This is a genomic window from Herbidospora sp. RD11066, assembly GCF_054661255.1.
In genome coordinates this window covers 938,333-957,983 of record NZ_BAAGDO010000001.1, presented here as the reverse complement: position 1 = coordinate 957,983, position 19,651 = coordinate 938,333, and the positions used below count along the sequence as shown (strand labels likewise).

Annotated in this window: 11 protein-coding genes; 2 read left to right on the top strand and 9 right to left on the bottom strand. The window is 66.7% G+C overall.

The window, feature by feature from the left end:
* Positions 1–83: 83 nt before the first annotated feature.
* Positions 84–599 (top strand): hypothetical protein, encoded by a 516-nt coding sequence (locus tag ACYQ78_RS04395; RefSeq protein ID WP_459799354.1) that lies wholly within the window; start codon positions 84–86, stop codon positions 597–599.
* Positions 600–2,594: 1,995 nt separating this feature from the next.
* On the opposite strand, the gene ACYQ78_RS04390 is transcribed toward ACYQ78_RS04395, so the two are convergent.
* From ACYQ78_RS04390 to ACYQ78_RS04365, 6 genes are all read right to left on the bottom strand, one after another.
* Positions 2,595–6,122, bottom strand: a complete 3,528-nt coding sequence (locus ACYQ78_RS04390; protein ID WP_459799353.1) for a trypsin-like peptidase domain-containing protein — start codon at positions 6,120–6,122, stop codon at positions 2,595–2,597.
* Positions 6,119–6,433, bottom strand: a complete 315-nt coding sequence (locus tag ACYQ78_RS04385; RefSeq protein ID WP_459799352.1) for a CU044_2847 family protein — start codon at positions 6,431–6,433, stop codon at positions 6,119–6,121. The genes ACYQ78_RS04390 and ACYQ78_RS04385 overlap by 4 nt, the downstream gene beginning before the upstream one ends.
* An 822-nt stretch (positions 6,434–7,255) precedes the next feature.
* Complete coding sequence (locus tag ACYQ78_RS04380; protein ID WP_459799351.1) at positions 7,256–10,234, bottom strand: lamin tail domain-containing protein; 2,979 nt, start codon at positions 10,232–10,234, stop codon at positions 7,256–7,258.
* 140 nt (positions 10,235–10,374) lie between these two features.
* Positions 10,375–12,309 (bottom strand): CocE/NonD family hydrolase, encoded by a 1,935-nt coding sequence (locus tag ACYQ78_RS04375; RefSeq protein WP_459799350.1) that lies wholly within the window; start codon positions 12,307–12,309, stop codon positions 10,375–10,377.
* Between the two features lie 113 nt (positions 12,310–12,422).
* Complete coding sequence (locus tag ACYQ78_RS04370) at positions 12,423–13,049, bottom strand: response regulator (RefSeq protein WP_459799349.1); 627 nt, start codon at positions 13,047–13,049, stop codon at positions 12,423–12,425.
* Positions 13,046–14,155, bottom strand: a complete 1,110-nt coding sequence (locus ACYQ78_RS04365; protein ID WP_459799348.1) for a sensor histidine kinase — start codon at positions 14,153–14,155, stop codon at positions 13,046–13,048. Before ACYQ78_RS04365 ends, ACYQ78_RS04370 begins: the two co-directional genes overlap by 4 nt.
* A 111-nt stretch (positions 14,156–14,266) precedes the next feature.
* Between ACYQ78_RS04365 and lgt the strand changes: the two genes are divergently transcribed.
* Positions 14,267–15,013, top strand: a complete 747-nt coding sequence (lgt, locus tag ACYQ78_RS04360; RefSeq protein WP_459799347.1) for a prolipoprotein diacylglyceryl transferase — start codon at positions 14,267–14,269, stop codon at positions 15,011–15,013.
* On the opposite strand, the gene ACYQ78_RS04355 is transcribed toward lgt, so the two are convergent.
* From ACYQ78_RS04355 to ACYQ78_RS04345, 3 genes are read right to left on the bottom strand one after another with little or no spacing between them, the layout of a single operon-like run.
* Positions 14,977–16,611 carry a hypothetical protein gene (locus ACYQ78_RS04355; RefSeq protein WP_459799346.1) on the bottom strand — a complete coding sequence of 545 codons (1,635 nt, stop codon included), beginning with the start codon at positions 16,609–16,611 and terminating at the stop codon, positions 14,977–14,979. The two genes, lgt and ACYQ78_RS04355, sit on opposite strands and share 37 nt — an antisense overlap.
* Positions 16,608–18,002, bottom strand: a complete 1,395-nt coding sequence (locus ACYQ78_RS04350; RefSeq protein WP_459799345.1) for an FGGY-family carbohydrate kinase — start codon at positions 18,000–18,002, stop codon at positions 16,608–16,610. Before ACYQ78_RS04350 ends, ACYQ78_RS04355 begins: the two co-directional genes overlap by 4 nt.
* Positions 17,999–19,645, bottom strand: coding sequence for an exo-alpha-sialidase (locus tag ACYQ78_RS04345; RefSeq protein ID WP_459799344.1), 1,647 nt, complete (start codon positions 19,643–19,645; stop codon positions 17,999–18,001). Before ACYQ78_RS04345 ends, ACYQ78_RS04350 begins: the two co-directional genes overlap by 4 nt.
* Between the last annotated feature and the right edge of the window lie 6 nt (positions 19,646–19,651).

The following is a 19,651-nucleotide window of genomic DNA, read 5'->3' as shown; positions in this document are numbered from 1 at the left end:
CTCCCGACGCTTACCTGTACGACGTTCACATTGGTAGAGCACCGCCGGGCGCCCGCTTGTGACACGCGCTAGTGGACCGCTCGATGAATTCCATGACCGCTTCCAAAGCCCGCCAATCTGTGTTGATCCACAGTTCTTCCGAGTTCACAAGAACTGAAGGCACGCCAATGTTTGAAGAAGGCTGTGTCAGCGACCGCCGCCACCCTGACCTCGGCGTCAGCCACCCAGCGAGCGCCGACACGCATGACGTCGGCATCTACTACGGCTGTGTCGGAGCCGTCCGTGAGCCGAACAGCACTCTTACGTACCCGCAGGCTGAGGCGCTGATCGGCCGTACCCATGCTGCGCACACTGGCTACGTTGGCGGCCAACAGCCTGGTCTTATACGAGTCGGAAGGGCCCAGCATCTCTGTGACAGGAGCTACCTGATCTACTCCAAGGTACCCGGGCTGGACATCCCCTCTGCATATACGCTGACGCTCGGCCCTCCTCCGGCCAGCGAGGCGCAGGACTCGATCCACTTTGACCGGGTCTGCCAACGCTTCCCCGCACTCAGGGTGCGCATGATCCACGGCGCCGACCTGTGGTGGCACACATGACACATGACGATTCCTTTGCCCCGGACACGCTGGCCCTGACTACCACTCGGATTGCTACCGAAGCCACTCGGCTCGAGCTGCCCCGAGGTGCTCGACAACCATTTATATGGAACGCCAGCCGCTTCTTTGTCGGAGGCGAGCCCCGGTGACGACTACCGCCCCGAGCAGCGAGCCAGCGCGACCAGCTACGACTTGTCCATCTGCTGCGGCAACCACTACTACGAGGCAATCGACGCTTCACCCGCCACTTGAAGACGCCATTCAGGCACCGGGACATCGAGTTCATCAAGGGCAGTACTCACACCGGATTGCTAGCCGATAGCTGGCTGTTCGAGTTCGCGCCCAACCCGATGTTCGACCCTGTCATCGTGCCCCGGCTACCTCGGCCTAGCGTTCGCTGGCCAGATCCCCGAGGGCGTCGACCCGCGCAGCCGCACCAGAGTGGAGCCGTTGAGCCTGGCCTACCAAAACTGCGACGCCCGCCTCGATGTGCTGATCCGCCAGAGCCCGTCGGGCGTATTGCTGCTGCCGACGTTCGGCTGCGGCATCTCGGATGTCTCAAGGGGCAACATTCCGGCGCTGAGGCGAGCGTGCGGGCGTTCAACTACTGGCTGGAAGACGAGGACCATGCCTACCCGGGGCGAGTCTTCGCCACCGCAATGCTCAACCAGACCGGCCCGCCGAAACGCTACGGGCGGTGAACCCAATGATCGAGCAGAATGAGTGCGCATCGTGTCGATCCGCCCCACGCCAGGGCCCGCTCCCTACGGCAGGTCGAACTCGCTCAACAACCCGATCTACGACAAGGTTTGGGCCCTGCTGGCCGAGGCGGGCGTCGCCGCCGCCTTCACCGGAGCGACAGCGACTATGACCAGTTCACCCGTTCCTGCGGCGCCCCGTCCCCTTCTGCACCCCGAATATGCTGACCTTCAACGTGGTCTCCAACCGGGCCATCCACGACACCGTCGCGAGCCTTATCATCGGCGGCGGCTTCTCCTCCATCCGGCGATGCGCGTCGCTAGAGCATCGAGAACAGCTCTAACTGGGTCCACCTGCTCATCAAGCAGCCGTGCAAACAGGCTAACCAGATGCCCCGGGCGTTCGTAGAAAACCCGGGCGACACGATCCGCCTCTGCTTATGGGCTCGCCCCCTACTACCAAGAGGGACATCCGCTAGCTGACCGACGTCGTCAGCGCCGACCGGGTGCTCTTCGGCCTCGACTGGCTGGACGAAGGCCTGGTGAATCCGGTCGACTTCCAGCACGAACCGCCGGCCTCACCTAGGTCGAGGTCAACCAGATCATTCGGACCAACGTCCTCGGCCTTACGCATATAGATCACTGATAGGAATAGCCCGGCCGGGGCCGCCCAGAAGATCTTCATCAAATACGGCTTCGGGATCGATCTCGGCACCACACCTCCGGAAAGAACGATGGCCAAAAGCTTCCGGTCGGCACGACTCCACGACGGCCAGGCGACCATCGCCGATGTGCGGGGATGGTCCTGCTGCCTGCGCTCCAACCTGGGCACCGCCAGGGGTCGACCGCATCGTGCCAAGGTGGCGCCAGCCAAGAACCTGATCGGCCAATGTTGGCTGATGCATCGCCGGGTCCTTCACGGCCGGAGACGTGCCGGTCGTGAGCATGCGCAGCCGCGCCGGTGATGTGCCCGCTGGCTACCTGGCCTGTGGAAGCACGCTAGATGGTGACAGCGCAGGAGCGGGGTAGAACCCACGCCGCTGTACAAAGCATGGGCTTGACGCCGATCGTCCGGAGGTGCAAACCGGACAAAGAATCGTACTGGCCGACCAGTGACCTGATCCGACGGACCGGACTGCTGCAACTATCGCTCCAGAGCGGTCCTTAGCCTTGGCCCAATCCTGCTTCAGTCGGGTCCAGAACCGATCTCCCGTGAGAGAGATATCATAGCGGGGTACGGCATAGCGATCACCGGTTTGCTCGGTCAGATCACGTGCGGCGGCATGGTGGATTGAAGTCACAATTCCCGCATAATCTTCCTGATCGATCTCATTTGGCCATCGGTCAAACCACCGCGGTCGATGAGTTCTTCAAGGTCTCGCGACAGGATTCGACCTTCCCGCATCCCCAGTAGAGCGTCCACGCGACGAATCTCTTTGACTGCGCGGGCGCGTATGGCGTGTTCAAATACTTGATTTCTGGCAAGGCGGGTCAGAAGTCGCAGACCTGAGGATTTGTCTACGTAACCGACCTTAACCGCCGCAGAGATCGCGATAGAACCATTCGAGACCGTCGAAGCGATGTCAACGAAGGCTGCATGACCCCTCGAGGAATCAACCATGTTGAGAGCGATCGCAGCGTCAAGTCGCCTATCGGCACGCAGGGTGATGGATGCCGCCAGATAGGCGAAGACTTCGACGCCGACTGCCGAATCCAGTGAGTTGACCACAGTGGACGCCTCTGCGCGGTAGCGCCCGGCGAAGGCGTCATCTTTCGCGAGGGCCACGAGAACTGACAAGCCATCGATACGATCCACGTCGGCGATGACCCTGGCCGCCTCAAAACGCTCCTTCGGGCTGAGGTGGATGTCTACGGCTGCAGCCCGAAGACCATGGGTCGGGTCGGGATGCCCGAGATCATGGAGCGCACGAGCCGCATCCCCTCGATGAATGATGTCGAGATTGGAATCATCAACAATCGCCTCGAATCGCAAAACCGCTATCGCTGGGTCGACCCTACTCATGATGCGGCTCGCCTCCAACCGTGTGGAGACAGCGACCGCAGGTCCGTCCAAAAGAATCATGAGAACGGACTTAGTCAAGCCAGAGCCCTCACGTAGCAGCAACTCGGCTGCACTCAACCGGCTGGAATCGTCTATCCGCTCGTCACCAACCAGAATTGCGAGAACAGCACATCCCCGGCTCTGGTCTCTATTGGTCAACAAGCGCGCCGATTCCAAGCGGTCAGTCGAGGTAGCCGTGAAGTCGCGTGCCAAAAAATCGAGGATGTCCAGACAGCCTTCGGGATCATGGACAAGAAGTTCTCGGGCGGCATCGAGCCTCCGGGCGCCGGGCGCCCCTTCACGGCGACTGATGCGGCGCAGAGCTTCGACCCCAAGATTGTGATCATGCTCCCGCAGGGTCTGCGCGGCCATCAACACTTCGTAACTCGACCAGTCGTGGTCGATCATCGCATCCAAGGCTCTTATTCCGCGCCCGACATCGATCTTTAACATTGTCCGGGCCGCATCCCACCGCTGAAAGCCGTCAACGCCGGAACCTACGATCAAGTTCTCAAGTGTCGCCATGCATCTCGCCTCGTCCAGGACGAGCAAGGAATTAATCGCGATGGTCCATTGACTACCACTCTGGCGCCTGCTCAGTTCATTGGTGAATGATTCCACTGCGATACGTTCAATCTCGACAGGAAGCTGGATTCCATATCGTTTGAGATCAACCACGAACCCCACGTTTGCCGACCTATTTGAGGAATTCAACAAGCGGGCCAGAGGGCGCTGCAGATTAATCTTCCTGCTTGTCCAAATTGCGGCAAGGAAGAGCTGAACCTCGGCGTCTGGCCAGGGCCAGCGATTCTGTGGAATCAAGAAGTCCTGCCGCCGAAAACGGCGAGGAGGCGAACACCGTCCTGCGATATAGAATGCCGTCAGATACTCTCTGACTGTTTGGTGAATGAACACTGGTTCGCCACCACGCATCAGCAGCAGGCCACTCTGCCGAAGCGCTTCGTCTACTATCGCTTCCCAGCGATCTCGGGGAATGCCATCAGGGCAGGCGAGAACTTCGACGACTCGCTCATCTGGCATCGGAATTGCGTAGAGCGGACCCTCTTCTTGTGACTGGCGGTAAGCTTGCTCTGACAAGATCAACAGAAGGTTATCCAGCAAACGATCGATCGCCCCTTCAGCTACCTTCCCATATGGACGAGCCTGCCGATGTAGCTGATCACGTATTTCGACCGTCTCCCGAGCCTTGCTCAACAGTTGCTCGACAAACTTCTCATAAAGCGCCGTCCGATTAAGCGGCAGCCGTCCTTCCGGATTGCTGGCGAACAAAACGCACAGCATGGTGGCAAGCAAGGGAATTTGCGCGAGCTGCAAGATCCCCGCCCGCTGAAGTTGCTCAACAAAGGCGACGGAGGTATCGTCAGTCGACGACATTCGAAGTGCCGCGAACCAGCCCGCCGCAAACGAGAGAAGCTGTTGCTCCGTGAAAGGCTCAATCGTGAACGACGGAGTTTCTGCAGTGTTCAGCCTGCGCGTATGGTAATCCGGCAGAGGCCGACTGGCGACGAAGAATCGTACGTGTGGCGATTTCTTCCGGTGCCGGGCGATACTCTCGAGAATCCTTCGCCGGTCATCGGCGTACAGCACCTCATCCACGGCATCAACTAGAATCAGCCACGGAATACCAGCAAAAGGCTCGTCGGCGAAAAGCTGGGATAATCCGTTACGACTGAGCCGCATACCTAGCTCCTCCTCCACTCCTGCGGCAAGCGCATTGGGTAGTGGCAGCCGAGAGTTGAGCGTGGTGGCACGAATTAATATCGGTACGAATTCCGCTTCTTTTCCTTCGAGCCAGCTCGTGGCTGCCACGTCGGCGATGTGGCGGAGCAGGCTGGACTTGCCCGCACCCGCACCGCCATAGATTTGCGCACCCTGATATCGGCTGGCGATCTCTTCGGCCCTGATCGGCCCATAGGGGATGTGCTCCTCGGTCGCAGGCTCTGGAGATGCGAGTTGCCTAAGGTAGACGGTGTGTAACGGAGGCGCTTCCCAACTCGGCAACGGATAGGGGTGTTCACGCGCGGCGTCCCGGATCTCAGCCAGATATTCACGTAGTTCTCCACCGAGATAGCGGCGACCAGCGGCCTGCAACTGGGTGATCGACATCAGGTCGAACCAGGCTCGATTAGCTGAGTTTGATCTTTGAAACTCCCCCACCTCGGGGAAGACATCGAGAATGACCGATGCGGGGATCAGACGAGTGGGACCGCCCGCAACTGATCTGCTCCCGAGTCGTACAACACCACAGACTGATCCAGTGCGCCAATTGAGTGCGGCAGCCCCGCTGTGTCCAGGACCAGGCCGTCCATCGGCGACGCGCAGCAATCTCGCTTCATCAGACCGGGTAGACATTCCTTCAATGAATGCCCGTACCGGTTCGCCCTGCCGATAAGAGCCGCTGGGATGACCGTAGATCCACAACTCATCACCAGGTTCGACCTGGTCACAAAAGGCAACGACAGGATGGGTCATCGGCTCACTCAGAGCAAGCAATGCAAGGTCAGGTCCACCGTCCTCCGCAACGTGGAGGGAATCAGTGAGAACTCTAAGGTCTAGCTGTCGGGCGTTCCATGTTCCGGTGATGGTGCTGGGCAGTAGTTGACCGGGTCGAGCCACAACGTGTGCGCATGTCAGAATCAGCCCAGCGGCTACGAACACACCAGTCCCTTCGCCACCGCGTCCTAGTAGCGAAACCGTGCCAGCCGTGAGCGCGTCCTGCAGCGAGCGACGGCTGACGGTCATCTATCGTTCTGATCCCACTCCAGGGTGACCTTCAGGGTGGATTTGGCTGAGCCCTTGCCGATGACTGCAACGATCTTGCCCGTTTCGACTGCGATCTCACATCCGAACTCAACGGAGCATTTCGCTGCCCCGCTCTTCGAGAAGGTGACCTTCAAGTCCTCGATAAACGAGCCCATCGCTTTGCCGATGTCGTCAACAGCCGCAGTGATCGGTGACCCTGACAGCTCCTGCTCTTCATCCGTCGGGTCAAGGTCTCTAGCCTCGACATACAGCAGGGTTCCGTCAGCCGCAGTCAGGCGAACTAGCCGCATATTTATCCCTTAAATACCTTATGTCGGTTATGGATCGTTGGCGCCCTGCCGTGAGCCTAACACTCAGGACGGCCGATACCTCTGGCAAGAACGGGACATAGTGCGCTAAGCTGTATAACTGGAGTTCGCGTAGGCAGTAAGTGCTTTTCTGGATCCTTCGTCGAGCGAGGCGAAGGTGCCGACTGGATCATGCTCAAAATGCCGATGCATGCTCATGCACGGCGAATCCCCTGATAGATGGCTTGATCATCACCGTCCATCGCGGAAGCGTCAGCGCCCTTGCGGCTAACACCAACCATCTCACCGCCGCCCAATTTTGGCCATTTCTCTGCGTCATCTGAACGCAGGGCCTGGTCCTCCAGTTGATCAACAAGGCTTATGGGGAATTCGTCGCAACGGAGAGGCCATGATCAATCCGTGGATCACAATGAGGTCAGGCCGCCCAGCGAGGTTGCTCACGGCGGCGCTGCTGGGCGAACGCCTGACTCCCGTTGCACCGCCTGCCTGCCGCCGGACCGAGTAGCCGGCCGCCGTCCCGTGGGCAGCCAGTAACGGCCGAGATCGTCGGCCCTGCCGGGCGGAATAGCCGCCTCCGCCATTCCCGCGGTCGGTAGCGCCGTCTTAGTCACACGGCGAAGGACGGAACAGGTTTTCCCCCGGCGGTCCGGGCGACTATGCCACCGCTCGAGTACCCCTGGTTTACGTTGCAAAACGAGGGCATCGCCTGATGAAGGTCCCATTGATTACCAGGGAGAAACAGATGTCATGCACACGAAGAAGCCCGTGACCCCTTCCGAGGTCACGGGCTCTTTCGCGGAGAGACTAGAAGGTCTCGCAGCGGCCCTCGACGTTGACGTTCGCGCCGCGGAGCGGGCGGGCCACGTCGGTGCCGGTGCCGCAGTCGAACGAGTCGGCGTCGTTGCCGCCCTGGAGCCAGTCGTCGCCGCCGCCGGAGACGACCGTGTTGAGGCCGTTGCCGGCGTCGATGTGGTCGTCGCCGTCGCCGGTCACGATGAGGTCGGCGCCGCCCTGGCCGTAGACGCAGTCGTCGCCGCCGTTGCCGCTGATCAGGTCGTCGCCGGAGCGGCCGATGATCAGGTCGTTGGCGGTGGTGCCGGTGAGCGACGAGACGCCCGCGGCGGCCACGATGACGTTGCGGGCCACGATGTCGCCGCAGCTCGCGACGCCGTTCGCCTTGAGGGCGACGTCGCCGGTCTGCTCGATGCCGGTGACGCCCGCGACGGTGCCGGTGCCCGCGACCTCGGTCAGGGTGACCGAGCCGCCCGCGCCGACGGTGAGGGTGATCGGGGTGCCGTTCACGGTCACCTTGACGACGGCCTGGCCGCTGAGCGCGGCGATGGTCGAGGTCTTGCCGTCGCCGGTGATCCGGTAGGAGCCGGTGGCGTACTCGATGGTGCCGAAGACACCGTCGAACTGGGTCTTGGCCGGGTCGGCGCCCTCGCCGACGGTGACCACAACACCGGCCGGGTCGGCGGTCTCGGAGACGGTCACGGTGCGGCCGCCGCGAGTGAGGATCTTGCCCGACGTGGTGCCCTTGGGCTTGTCGGAGAAGGTCTCGTTGGTGGCGTCGTCCTTCTTCGGGTCGACGTTGTCGTTGATTCCGTCGTCGTCGGCGTCCTGGTCGACGACGACGCAGTTCACCGTGCCGGTGCGCAGGGCGTGGCCGCCGGTGTTGCTGTCGTCGGTCCAGAAGGCCGGCTTCTTACCCGCGACGCAGTCGGTCTGCGGGGCGACGGCGAAGCCCTCGTTGTTGAGGTTCGGCATCCCGGCCGGGCGCTCGTAGAGCTCGGTGGAGGCGAACTTGCCGGAGGCGTTCACGTCGAAGACGGCGCTGCGGCCCTGGCAGGTGTCGTCGCAGACGACCCAGAGCTTCTTGATCTCGGGGTCGTACGTGAGCTCCATGACACCCGGGAAGCCGCTGACGATCGTGGCGACCTTGGTGAAGTTGGTGCCGTTCTGGTCGAGGGCGTAGGCGTACACGCTGCCGTTGCCCTCCACCCCGACGAAGAACAGGCCGTCGCCGTGGTTCGGGTAGTCGGCGGGCTGGTAGGCGGCGCCGGTCTTCTCGTCGACGAAGCCCTTCGCGGTCAGGTAGGAGTCGGGCACCCAGGTGATGGCTTCAAGGCCGAGGTTGGCGCCGACGACGGGCAGGTCGGCGGTGAGGACCCACTCCTTGGTGGCGTTGAGCGTGGTGTTCACGCCGGTCGGGTCGAAGCGGAGGATGGCGGGACGGCTGACGCCGCTGTTGCCGTTGTCGCGCTCGGTCGAGACGAACACACCGCCCGCGACACCGGCCGGGGTCAGCGTGACGCCCTCGGCGTCGGGGTCACCGAGGCCGGTCGGGAACTTCAGGGGGTGGGTGGCGACGGGCGCCCACTTGGTGCCGTCGAACTCCAGGCGGTAGAGGGTGCCGGGGCCGTTCTTGACCGCCCACAGCGCGCCCGACTCAGACTGGAACAGGCCGCTCATGTTGCCGCCGAGCACATTGGCGGCGTCGGCGGTCGCGACGTCGGCGCCGCCGGGCCACGGGGTGGCCGAGGGGCCCGAGCCGCCACAGGCGTTGGCCGCGCCCTTGGTGGAGGCGGTGTTCTCCTTGAACTCGCCGGTGCCGTCGGGGCAGCGGCCCCACGTGATCGGCGCGTGCGCGGCCCAGGTGTAGGAGTCGAGGAGGGTCAGGCCGTCGGCCGAGTAGAGGCGGGCCGAGTCGGCGGCGCCCAGGCCGTAGGAGGTCTCGACGTCGACCGGCAGGAAGCCGCCGGCGGCGATCGTGGTGCCCGCGGGGATCGTGTGGATGTGGGTGTCGTCGTTGTCCTTGACGATCCAGCCCGACACGTTCACGGGGCTCGCGCCGGTGTTGGTCAGCTCGACCCAGTCGCCCGGGGAGCCGCCGTTCGACTCGATCTCGTTCAGCTTCACCGTGGACGCCGGGGTGCCGCAGTTGTTCGCCGCGCCCTTGGTCGAGGCGGCCGTGTCGACGAACGCGCCGGTGCCGTTGGGGCAGCGGCCGTAGGTGATGGCGGCGTGGGTGGCCCAGGTGTGCGAGTCGACGAGCGTGGTGCCGTCGGCCAGGTAGACGCGGACCGAGTCGGCGCCGCCGAGGCCGTAGGCCACCTCGGTGTCGAGCGCCAGGAAGGCGCCCGGGGCGATCGAGGTGCCGGCCGGGACGGTGAAGATGTGGGTGTCGTCGTTGTCCTTGACCTTCCAGCCGCCGATGTTCACCGGGACCGGGCCGACGTTGACGAGCTCGACCCAGTCGCCCGGCGTGCCGCCGTTCGACTCGATCTCGTTGATCTTCACGAACGACGAGGGGCTGCCGCAGTCGTTCGCCGCGCCCTTGGTGGAGACCACCGCGGCGGCGAACTCACCGGTGCCGTCGGGGCAGCGCGCCCACGTGATCGGCGCGTGCGCGGCCCAAGAGTAGGTGTCGACGAGCGTGGTGCCGTCGGCCAGGTAGACGCGCACCGAGTCGGCGCCACCGAGGCCGTAGGCGGGCTCGGTCGCGATCGCGACGAAGGCGCCCGGGGCGACGGTGGTGCCGGCGGCGACGGTCAGGACGTGGTCGTCCTCGGCGTCCTTGATCTTCCAGCCGCCGATGTCGACCGGCGTGGCGCCGGTGTTGGTCAGCTCGACCCAGTCACCGGTGGGGTCGCCGTTGGACTCGACCTCGTTCACCTTGATCGAGGGAACCGGCTCCGCCGCCCAGGCCGGGGTCACGAGAAGTGGCGCGGCGGTCAGGAACGGGAGGACTAATGCGGCGGTACGACGCCAGCTCTTACGCAATGTTCGCTCTCTTCACGTGGAAACGTTCCAAGAGCCTTGTGGACGAGAGCGTACAGAAGACTAAATTCCGGCGAACAGAACATGGAAGGCCCGGCGGGATGTTTCCCGCCGGGCCAGTTCATGGGTGGTGCCTCAGGTGTTTACCAGAAGCGGTATTCCGGCGCGGGCCACTCGGGCTCGCCGGGGGCGACCCACGGAGCGGCGCGGAAGGCGCGGACGTCGCTCTCGCTGATGGTCTCGCCGGGGGCGAGGACCAGCGGGATGCGCACGCGGCTGCGCTGGAGGTCGACGGTCACCTTGGTACCCGTGGCGGGTTCGCCGCTGTAGGTCGAGTCGGTGCCGGCGATGATCAGGCCGATGCGGTGCCCGGCCTTGAAGGTGTAGTCCTGCGGCAGGGTCAGCCACTTCACCTCGCCGTAGGAGCCGATGGCGAGCGGGTTGGAGGCGCTGATCGAGTCGCGGTTCTGCACGTCGATCCAGCCGCGGGCGATGATCTCCTGCGCCGCGGTGGTCATGTTGGTGGTGACGTTCCGGTAGCAGCCGTCGTCGGCGGCGGTGGACTCGCCGTAGCAGCTCTCGGTGGTCAGGGTGGTGATGCCCTGGCCGCTGCGCCAGTTGATGCGCTCGGCGGAACCGAAGTCCACGAGGAGCGCGGTCAGGTTGGACGTCGGCTTGTCGAGCTTCACCTGGAGGCTGATCTCCGGCGTGCCGGACATCCGGATGTCCTTGGACAGCGCGCTGGTGGTGAAGGCGACGCGGCCGGTGGCCGGGGTGGTGATGTTGGCGACCATCGCGTTCTCCGACTGACGCACGTCGGTGAAGGTCGCGGTCTCCCCATTCTGGGCCTGGACGAGACCGAGGGTGCCGTCGGCGGCCGGGCGGAACAGGTGGGGCTGGGCGGCGGGCTCGGGCCAGTCGCGCAGCTGGATCCAGTCGGTGCGGCCGGTCTGCACGTCGGCGCGCGGCTGCTTCATGACGTCGTTCTTGACGCCGACGAGCCAGTAGTCGAACCAGGCGTGCAGGGTGTCGACCCAGCGGTCGCGCTGGCCCTCGAAGTCGAACGGGTCGACGTGCTGGGTCTGGCCGACCCAGATCTTGCGCGGCACGCCGTTCTTGGCCAGGCCGTCCCACCAGACGGAGAAGTTGTCCGGCTTGACGTTCAGGTCGTTGACGGTGTGGACGACGAAGACCGACGCCTTCACCTTGGAGACGTCGCCCAGGGTGCCCGCGTTGTAGTCGCGCTCGGCCCAGTAGGCGTTGTAGTTGCCGGTGTCGTCACCGTCGTTCGCGTCGGCGTACGCGCGTACCGCGGCGCACTTCGCGTCCGGGTCCGTGTCGACGGTGTTGGCCAGGCCGGAGTTGTAGTTGAAGTTGTAGACCACGCCGTTGGAGCGCTGGTACTTGTACCAGGAGCTGATCGCCGAGATCGGGACGATGGTCGCCAGGCCGTCGACGCCGGTCGCCGCGACGCCGTTGGCGAGCGTGCCGTCGTAGGACTTGCCGATCATGCCGGCCTTGCCGGTGCTCCAGTCGGCGAACGCCGGGGTGACGCCGTCGAGCTTGGTGGCGGTGGCGCGGCCGTTCAGCCAGTCGATGACGGCCTTGCCGCCCAGGATGTCGGCCTTGCCGCCGACGTCGGGGCAGCCGGTCGACTTGGTGGTGCCGATCATGTCGACGGCGAGGAAGGCGTAGCCGCGCGGCACGAAGTAGTTGTCGTACCACATCGGGAACTTGGTGATGTTCCCGTTGGCGTCGTAGACCTTGCGCTCCGACTCGTTGCCTCGGCCGAGGTTGTCGTAGTAGGGGCTCTCGTCGATGATCGAGGCGACCTTGAGGTCGGCGCCCGACTCCTTAGGGCGCACGATGTCGACGCGCACCCGGTCGAGGACGCCGTCGGCGTCACTGTCGACGGTCGATTCGACCAGCACGGATTCGCGGATGGCGTCGGCGTACGAGAAGACGGGCTGGGTGCGCCCGTTCTCGACGGTGATGGCGGGGGCGGCGCTGGCCTGAACAGGGGTGGCCAGGGCCAGCACCAGACCAACGGCAGCGAGAGGGGCTCGCAACGGTGGCACGAAGAGCCTCCAGAGACTCGGGAATTATCCCAAATCTCCCTGAAAACTCCCATAACAGACAAGATCAGGTTACTTCTTTGACGCCACCTCGTTCTTGATGTGTGACATGACACTCAGCTGATCCGGAGGATCCCCCGGGACATCGCGACGGTGACGGCGGCGGTGCGGTCGTCCACGCCGAGCTTGGCGAAGACGTGCAGGAGGTGGGTTTTCACCGTGGCCTCGCTGATGCAGAGGTGGGCGGCGACGGCGCGGTTGCTCAGCCCTCTGGCCACCGCGCCGAGCACCTCGATCTCGCGGGCGCTGAGCGTGCCGGGGCCATCGCCTCGGGCCCACGACAGCACCCGCGCGGCGATCGGCGGCGACAGGGCGCCCTCACCGCGCGCCGCCGCCCTGATCGCGTCGAACAGGTCGTCGCGGCGGGTGTCCTTGAGCAGGTAGCCGACCGCGCCCGCGCCGACGGCACGCGAGATGTCGGCGTCGGTGTCGTAGGTGGTCAGCACGATCACCCGGACGCCGGTGTCGGCGGCGCGGATGCGCGCGGTGGCGGTCGCACCGTCGAGGCCGGGCATCTGCAGGTCCATCAGCACGACGTCGGGCCGCAGATCGAGGGCCAGCCGCACCGCGTCGGCGCCCGACTCGGCCGCGCCGACGACCTCCAGGTCGGGCTGGGTGCCGAGCATCGCGCGGATGCCGTCGCGGACCACCGGATGGTCGTCGGCGATGAGGATCCTGATCACCGCGCCACCTCGGCGACCACGGTCGTGCCCTTCCCTGGCGCGCTCTCGACCAGGAGGGTGCCGCCGAGACGTTCCATGCGCTCCCGCATGATCGACAGGCCGTGACCGCCGAAGTGCCGCTCCGGGTCGAACCCGGCGCCGTCGTCGTGGACGTCGAGCACGACCAGCTCCTCCATGTACGACAGGGTCAGCGTGGCCCGGGTGGCGCGGGAGTGGCGGCGTACATTGGCGAGGGCTTCCTGGGCCACCCGGCACAGCTCGGCCTGGGTGTCGGCGGCCAGGGGCCGGACCGCGCCGGTGACCACGACACCGGCCTCGACCTCGGTCTCCTCGGTCAGCCGGGAGGCCAGCGCGCGCAGCGCCTCGGGGAGCCCGCCCTCCTCCAGCGGGCCCGGCCGCAGCGCGCCCACCACGCGGCGGCTCTCGGCGACGTTCTCGCGGGCGGCGCGCAGCGCCCGGGTCAGGTGGCGGTTCTCCGGCAGGGTCTCCTGCGCCGCCTCCAGCAGCATCACGACGCTGGCGAACCCCTGGGTCAGGCCGTCGTGGATGTCGCGGGCCAGCCGCTGCCGCTCGGCGGCGATCCCGGCCTGCCGCTCGGCCGCCGCGCGGGCCTCCCGTTCGGCCTCCAGCCGCTGGATCAGCCGGGCGCGTTCGGCGCTCTGCCGGGCGACGGTGCCGACGTATCCGGCCGCGACGACCCCGGTGATCGCGATCAGCACGGTGATGGTGACCTCGGTCGCGGTGATCTCACCGGTCGTGTGATAGCGCTGCCACAGCCAGCCGCCCGCGCACCCGACCGCCGCGGCCAGCGCGACCCGGACGGCGTCGGTGCAGTAGGGCACCAGCACGGCCAGCCCGGCCACCAGGAACGACGCGTCGACGGCGACCAGGCCCAGCCAGATCACCGCCGCGCCCGCGAGATAGGCGAACCCGGGGGCCCGTGGCCGCAGGACGAACCAGATCTCGTACCAGGCCGCCAGAGCGGTGATCAGCACGACGGGTAACACCCGGTCGGCCTCGATCAGGGGCCCGGCCGAGGTCAGCACCAGCCACGACGCGAAGAAGGCGTGCTGCCACTGGCGCCGCGTCCGTTCCCAGGACTCCACACCGACGACGATAATCAGCCGCCCGGCGGCGCGGCATCAACCGGTCGACCGATCCGGGAATCGGCGAACCGCTCGATGTGGCGCCCGGCCCCGCGAAAGCAGACTCGGCGGGTGACCATCCCCAGCCCCGGCCAGAGCGTCTGGCATCTCGGCCCGCTGCCGATCCGCGCCTACTCCCTGCTCATGGTGCTCGCCGTCGCGGCGGGCCTGTGGCTGACCCGCCGCCGCATGCGGGCGCGCGGCGGCGATCCCGGCCTGATCGTCGAGATCGCCACCTGGGCCGTCCCCTTCGGCATCGTGGGCGCGCGTCTCTACCACGTGGCCACGACCTGGGAACGGTACGCCGACGACCCTCTGAAGATCTTCATGACCTGGGAGGGCGGCCTCGGCATCTACGGCGCCTTGGCGGGCGGCGCGCTCGGGGCGTGGATCGCCTGCCGCCGCATCGGGGTGCCGCTGCGCGACTTCGCCGACCTGGTGGCCCCGGGCATCGCCCTCGGCCAGGCGATCGCCCGGTGGGGCAACTGGTTCAACCAGGAGTTGTACGGCTCCCCGACCACCCTCCCCTGGGGGCTGGAGATCGACGGTTCGCCGTACCTCCACCACCCGGCCTTCCTCTACGAGTCGCTGTGGGACCTGGGCGTCATGGTCCTCCTGCTCAGCGTGAACCTGGACAGGGGCCGCCTCTTCGCCCTGTACGCCGTCGCCTATGCCACCGGCCGCGTCTGGATCGAGATGCTGCGCGTCGATCCCGCGTACCACCTGCTCGGCCTGCGGCTGAACGTGTGGACCAGCCTGGTCGTGCTCGTCGTGGCGCTGGTCTACCTGGTGCGCACCCGGCCCACCAGGTTGACCTGAATCCCGATGCGGTCGAACATCGCGGCCTTGGCGACCAGGGCCCGGTCGGCGGTCTCGGCGTCGGGGGCGTAGACGAGCTGCACGTGGTTGGCCTTGTGCCGGGCCATGAACTGGTCGCGGCTCACGTCGTGCAGGACGACGTGGGCGATCGGCCACTCGGGGTTGGTCGCGTTCTTGCGGCGGGCGGTCTCCTCCTCGGGGAGCTCGATCACCGTGGCCCGGAAGACGTCGGCCTGGAGCACGCCGTCGGCGAGGAACACCCGCGACAGCACGACCTCGCCCGGCTGGGAGACGCCGTTGATCGTCGCGCCACCCGCCGGGAAGAAGACCGGGCCCTGTCGCCAGCCCTCGGCCTTGTCCCAGCCGCCCAGGTGGGAGCCGGGGACCGAGCCCGAGATCTCGTACACCCAGACGAACTGCCCGTCGTGGTCGTCGCCCCAGCGCACGTCGTGGAGGGTGTTGTCGGGCAGCAGGCCCATGGCCCGCCAGACCCGGTCGGTGACCAGGGCGTCGACGGCCACGCCCTCGTCGACCTCGTTGAAGTGGGGCAGCGCGCGGCCGGCGAACAGCTCGCGCGAACCGTCGCGGGAGCGCACCGGCGGGCGGTCGGTCGAGTTGAGCAGGCCCTCGGCCAGGTCGGAGGCGGGGACGAGATCCTTGAGGCCCTGCTGGTATTGGATGCCGACGGCGTCGAGGCCGAAGTCGTCGGACAGGCGCAGCGCGGCGACGTACATCTTGAGCTGCCAGCGGACCTGCGCCTCGGTGAGCTCGGTCTTCTCGTCGGTGCCGAACGTGAAGACCATGCCGCGGTCGGTCAGCCACGTCAGCGCGGCGTCGGCCTCGGCGTCGGGGACGGTCAGCATCTCGGCGTACAGGGCCGACTGGGAGAGGCGTTCCTTGTAGACGCCGATGCGGTTGAGCAGTTCGTCGTCGAAGATCGCGTTGTACATGCCCATGCAGCCCTCGTCGAAGACGCCGATGATGGCCTTCTCCGTGAGGAGCTGGTCGCCGAGCGCCTCGCCGAGCCGCTTCTCCTCGCTGTCGGGGAGCGCGGGCAGCGGGCGCACATGCGAGGCGTCGTGGGTGATGCGGCCGGTCTCGGTCCACTCGCGCAGACCGGCGCGGAACCAGTCGTCGGTGAAGTCGACCGACCAGATCGTGGCGTAGCCGACGCCCATCTTGGTCAGCCCGGCGTTGAGGCCGAGCAGCCCGACCAGGCCGGGCCACTCACCTGCGAAGTTGGCGACGGTCAGGATCGGGCCCCGGTGGGTGCGCAGCCCGGCGAGCACGTGGTGGCTGTACTGCCAGACCGCCTCGGCGACGATCAGCGGGGCGTCCGGCGGGATGGTCGTGAACACCTCCAGACCCATGCGCTGGCTGGAGATGAAACCGTGCCCGGTTGTCTCCGAGACGGGGTTGGCGCGGATGACCGTCCAGCCGAGCTCGGCCAGGGCGGCGGTCACGTCGGCCTCCATCCGGGCCTGGGTGGGCCAGCCCGCGAGGTTGGCCGATTCGCGCAGGTCGCCGCTGGCGATCAGGTAGGCGGTCTTCGGGGGTGCGGCGGGGAGTTCGGTCGTCGGGGGGAATGCGTAGGTCACGCGTTCTGTCCTTCCGCGAGGGCGTGGACGACGCCCGCAGTGCCGGGATAAAGGTCGAGGTAGAGGCGGTAGAGGTCGTCGTAGGAGCCCGAGGGCGTCACGGTGGCGACGATCGGGTTCCACGCCGTGATGCGGGGGGAACCGGCGGCGAGGAAGGCGGAGCCGTAGCTCGCGCCGATCCTGGTTCGGGGGATCTCCTGGGGCAGGCCGGTGACGTCGGAGACGATCTGCGGCCACAGGTCGCCCTGGGTGCCGCCGCCGACGGCGACGACCCTGTCGATGCGGGCGCCCGCCGCGCGCATCGTGTCGAGGTTGTGGCGGACCGCGAAGGCGGTCGCCTCCAGCGCGGCGCGGTAGAGGTCGCCGCGCGTGTGGGTCAGGGTCAGGCCCGCGATGACGCCGCGGGCGTGCGGGTCCTGGATGGGGGTCCGCTCCCCCGCGAAGTAGGGCAGCATCAGCAGGCCGTTCGCCCCCGCGGGCGACTTCGACGCCTCGGCCAGCAGGGTCGGGTAGTCCGAGCCGGTCAGGTCCCTGATCCAGGTGGTCAGGGCGCCCGAGGTGGCCAGGCCGCCGGCCAGGTTGCGGGTGCCGGGGTAGGCGCCGGCGGTCGTCCACATCGACGGGGTGCGCAGGGTCGCGGTGCCGGTGGCGATGAGGAACATGGTGGTGCCGTACATCAGCATCAGGTCGCCCGGATGGTGCGCGCCGACGCTGACCGCCTCGGCCCAGGCGTCGATGGTGCCGGTGGTGACGGGGATGCCCATCGGCAACCCCGTCTCCGCTGACGCCTTCCGGGTGATCGCTCCGGCGACCGCATCGGCCCAGGCGAGCGAAGGCGGTTCGAGGCCGGGAGGCCAGTCGTGCCAGGTCTCCCGCTCCAGGTCGTAGTGCGGGCGCATCTGGCTGGCCGACTGGTGGTCCAGAACATAGGCGCCGGTCAGCTTGCGGACCAGCCAGGAGGCGGGCATGTACAGCCGCCGGGCCCGCGCGTAGACGTCGGGTTCCTCCTCCGCCACCCAGGCGATCTTGGGGCCGCCCGCCTGGGAGTCGAGTCCGCCCATGCGGGCGGCCTGGTTCATGGCGCGGGTGTCGACGCCGTACAGGATCGCGGGCCGGACCGGCACGTCGTCGTCGTCGGTGAGCAGGACGCACGGGCCCATCCCGCTCACCCCGACCGCCTCGATCCGCGTGCCCGGCGTCCGGAGTCTCCTGGCCAGCGTGACGAACTCGGTCCACCAGGTCTCGCCGGGCATCTCGACCCAGCCGGGCCTCGGCCGGGACACCTCGTGGGAGACGGCCGCCTCGGCCACGACCCGGCCGGTGGCCTTCTCGACGAGGACGCCCTTGCTACCGGAGGTGCCGATGTCGACGCCGAGCACGCAGATCGTCATGTCAGCGGGTCACTCGTGGTGGTGCCGGCCGCGTTGGTGAACTCGGCAACATAGGTGTGGACGCCCGCCGAGAGCGGCGCGGAGGCCGACTGCGCGCCGGGGGTGTTCGCGGCCAGCGGGCCCTCCGCCACGACCACGCCGTCTTCCAGGATCCGGTACGAGGTCGCGTTCGTCCCCCACCACAGGTTCGCGGTGACCTTCCCGTTCGCCTTCGACAGCACCGGCTTGCCGGGGGTCGCCTGGGTCACGGTGACCGTGGTCGAACTCGTCGCGGTCACGCCCTGGGAGTTGACGAGTTCGCCGGTGTAGACGTACACCCCGTTCTTGCGGCCCTTCAGTGCCACGGTGGCCGGGGAGGCGCCGGGGCGGACGGCCACGAGCGTGCCGTTCTCGTAGAGGCGGAAGCTCGCGCCGGGCGTGCCCCACCACAGGTTCATGGTGATCGTGTAGTCGCCGTCCTTGAGGCCGGTGTCCCAGCCGTTGTCGTTCGACAGCGTGCCCTGGGCGGGCCTGGCGGTGGCGCCGTCGAGCCGCGAGATCTCGCCGAGCGGGACCCGGGTGACCTGCACGTCCTCCTTGTTGGTGCCGTAGGCGGCGTACAGGAAGCCGTTCCAGACGACGCTCTTCGGGTAGCTGTAGCCGACCGACTTGAACTGGCCCGGGTAGCGCAGCGGCTGGAGGTCGGCGGTGGTGCGCAGGTTGTAGGCGCGATCGAAGTTCTCGCCGTCGGCGCTGGTCAGCACCGAGAGCGGGAAGCGGTTGCGGGTGCCGGTCGGGTTGCCGACCAGGTAGGCGGTGCCGTCGGGCAGGTTGCCCGCGCTCTGCTTGGTCCGCGAGTCGGGGATGTTGCTCTGCTCCGACGCCGACCAGGTCGCGCCCTCGTCGGTGCTGACGGCGGCCAGCTTGCGGAACGAGCCGCCCTGGTCGCGGAAGACCATCACGATCGAACCGTCGGGGCGGCGGAACCAGCTCGGTTCGAGCTCCTTGTCCATGCCCGAGTTGAGCGGCCTGCCGGTGAAGGCGCCCTGCCTCCAGCCGGTCACGCCGAGCGGGTCGTCGGTGTAGTAGGGCTTGACGAACAGGCCGGGCTGCACGTGGAAGGCGGTCAGCACCCGGCCGCTCGGCAGGGCCTTGACGTCCTGCTCGATGATGCCGTTGACGGGCTGTCCGTCGGCGCCGGTGACGCGTTTCGGAACGCTCCACGTCACGCCGTCGGTGCTGGTGACGTACTCGGCGTAGCCGCCGCGCGGGGTGAGGGCGCGGGGCCACACGTTCAGGTAGGCGACGAGGGTCTGCCCGTCGGTCCACCAGCCGCCGCTGGAGGTGTAGCCGTCGGTGCGCGGTGCGGTCAGCGGGGTCGGGTTCGACCAGGTCAGGCCGTCGTGGCTGGTGGCGTAGGTGACGATGGTGTCGGGGGCGTCCTCGTCCTGGATCGAGCTCTGCCACTGGGCGTACAGGCGGCCCTTGAACGGCATGAGGATCACGCCGTGGTTGTACTTGTTGTCGGTGGCGCCGGGCGAGAAGACGGTGGCCGTCTCCACGCCCGGAACCGTCTCCAGGCCGAGGGTGTCGGGGTTCGTGGTGTCGATCAGCCCGTTCGGCACGGCGATCAGGGCGGCGATGAGCAGGGTCTTGAGTAACACGCTGGT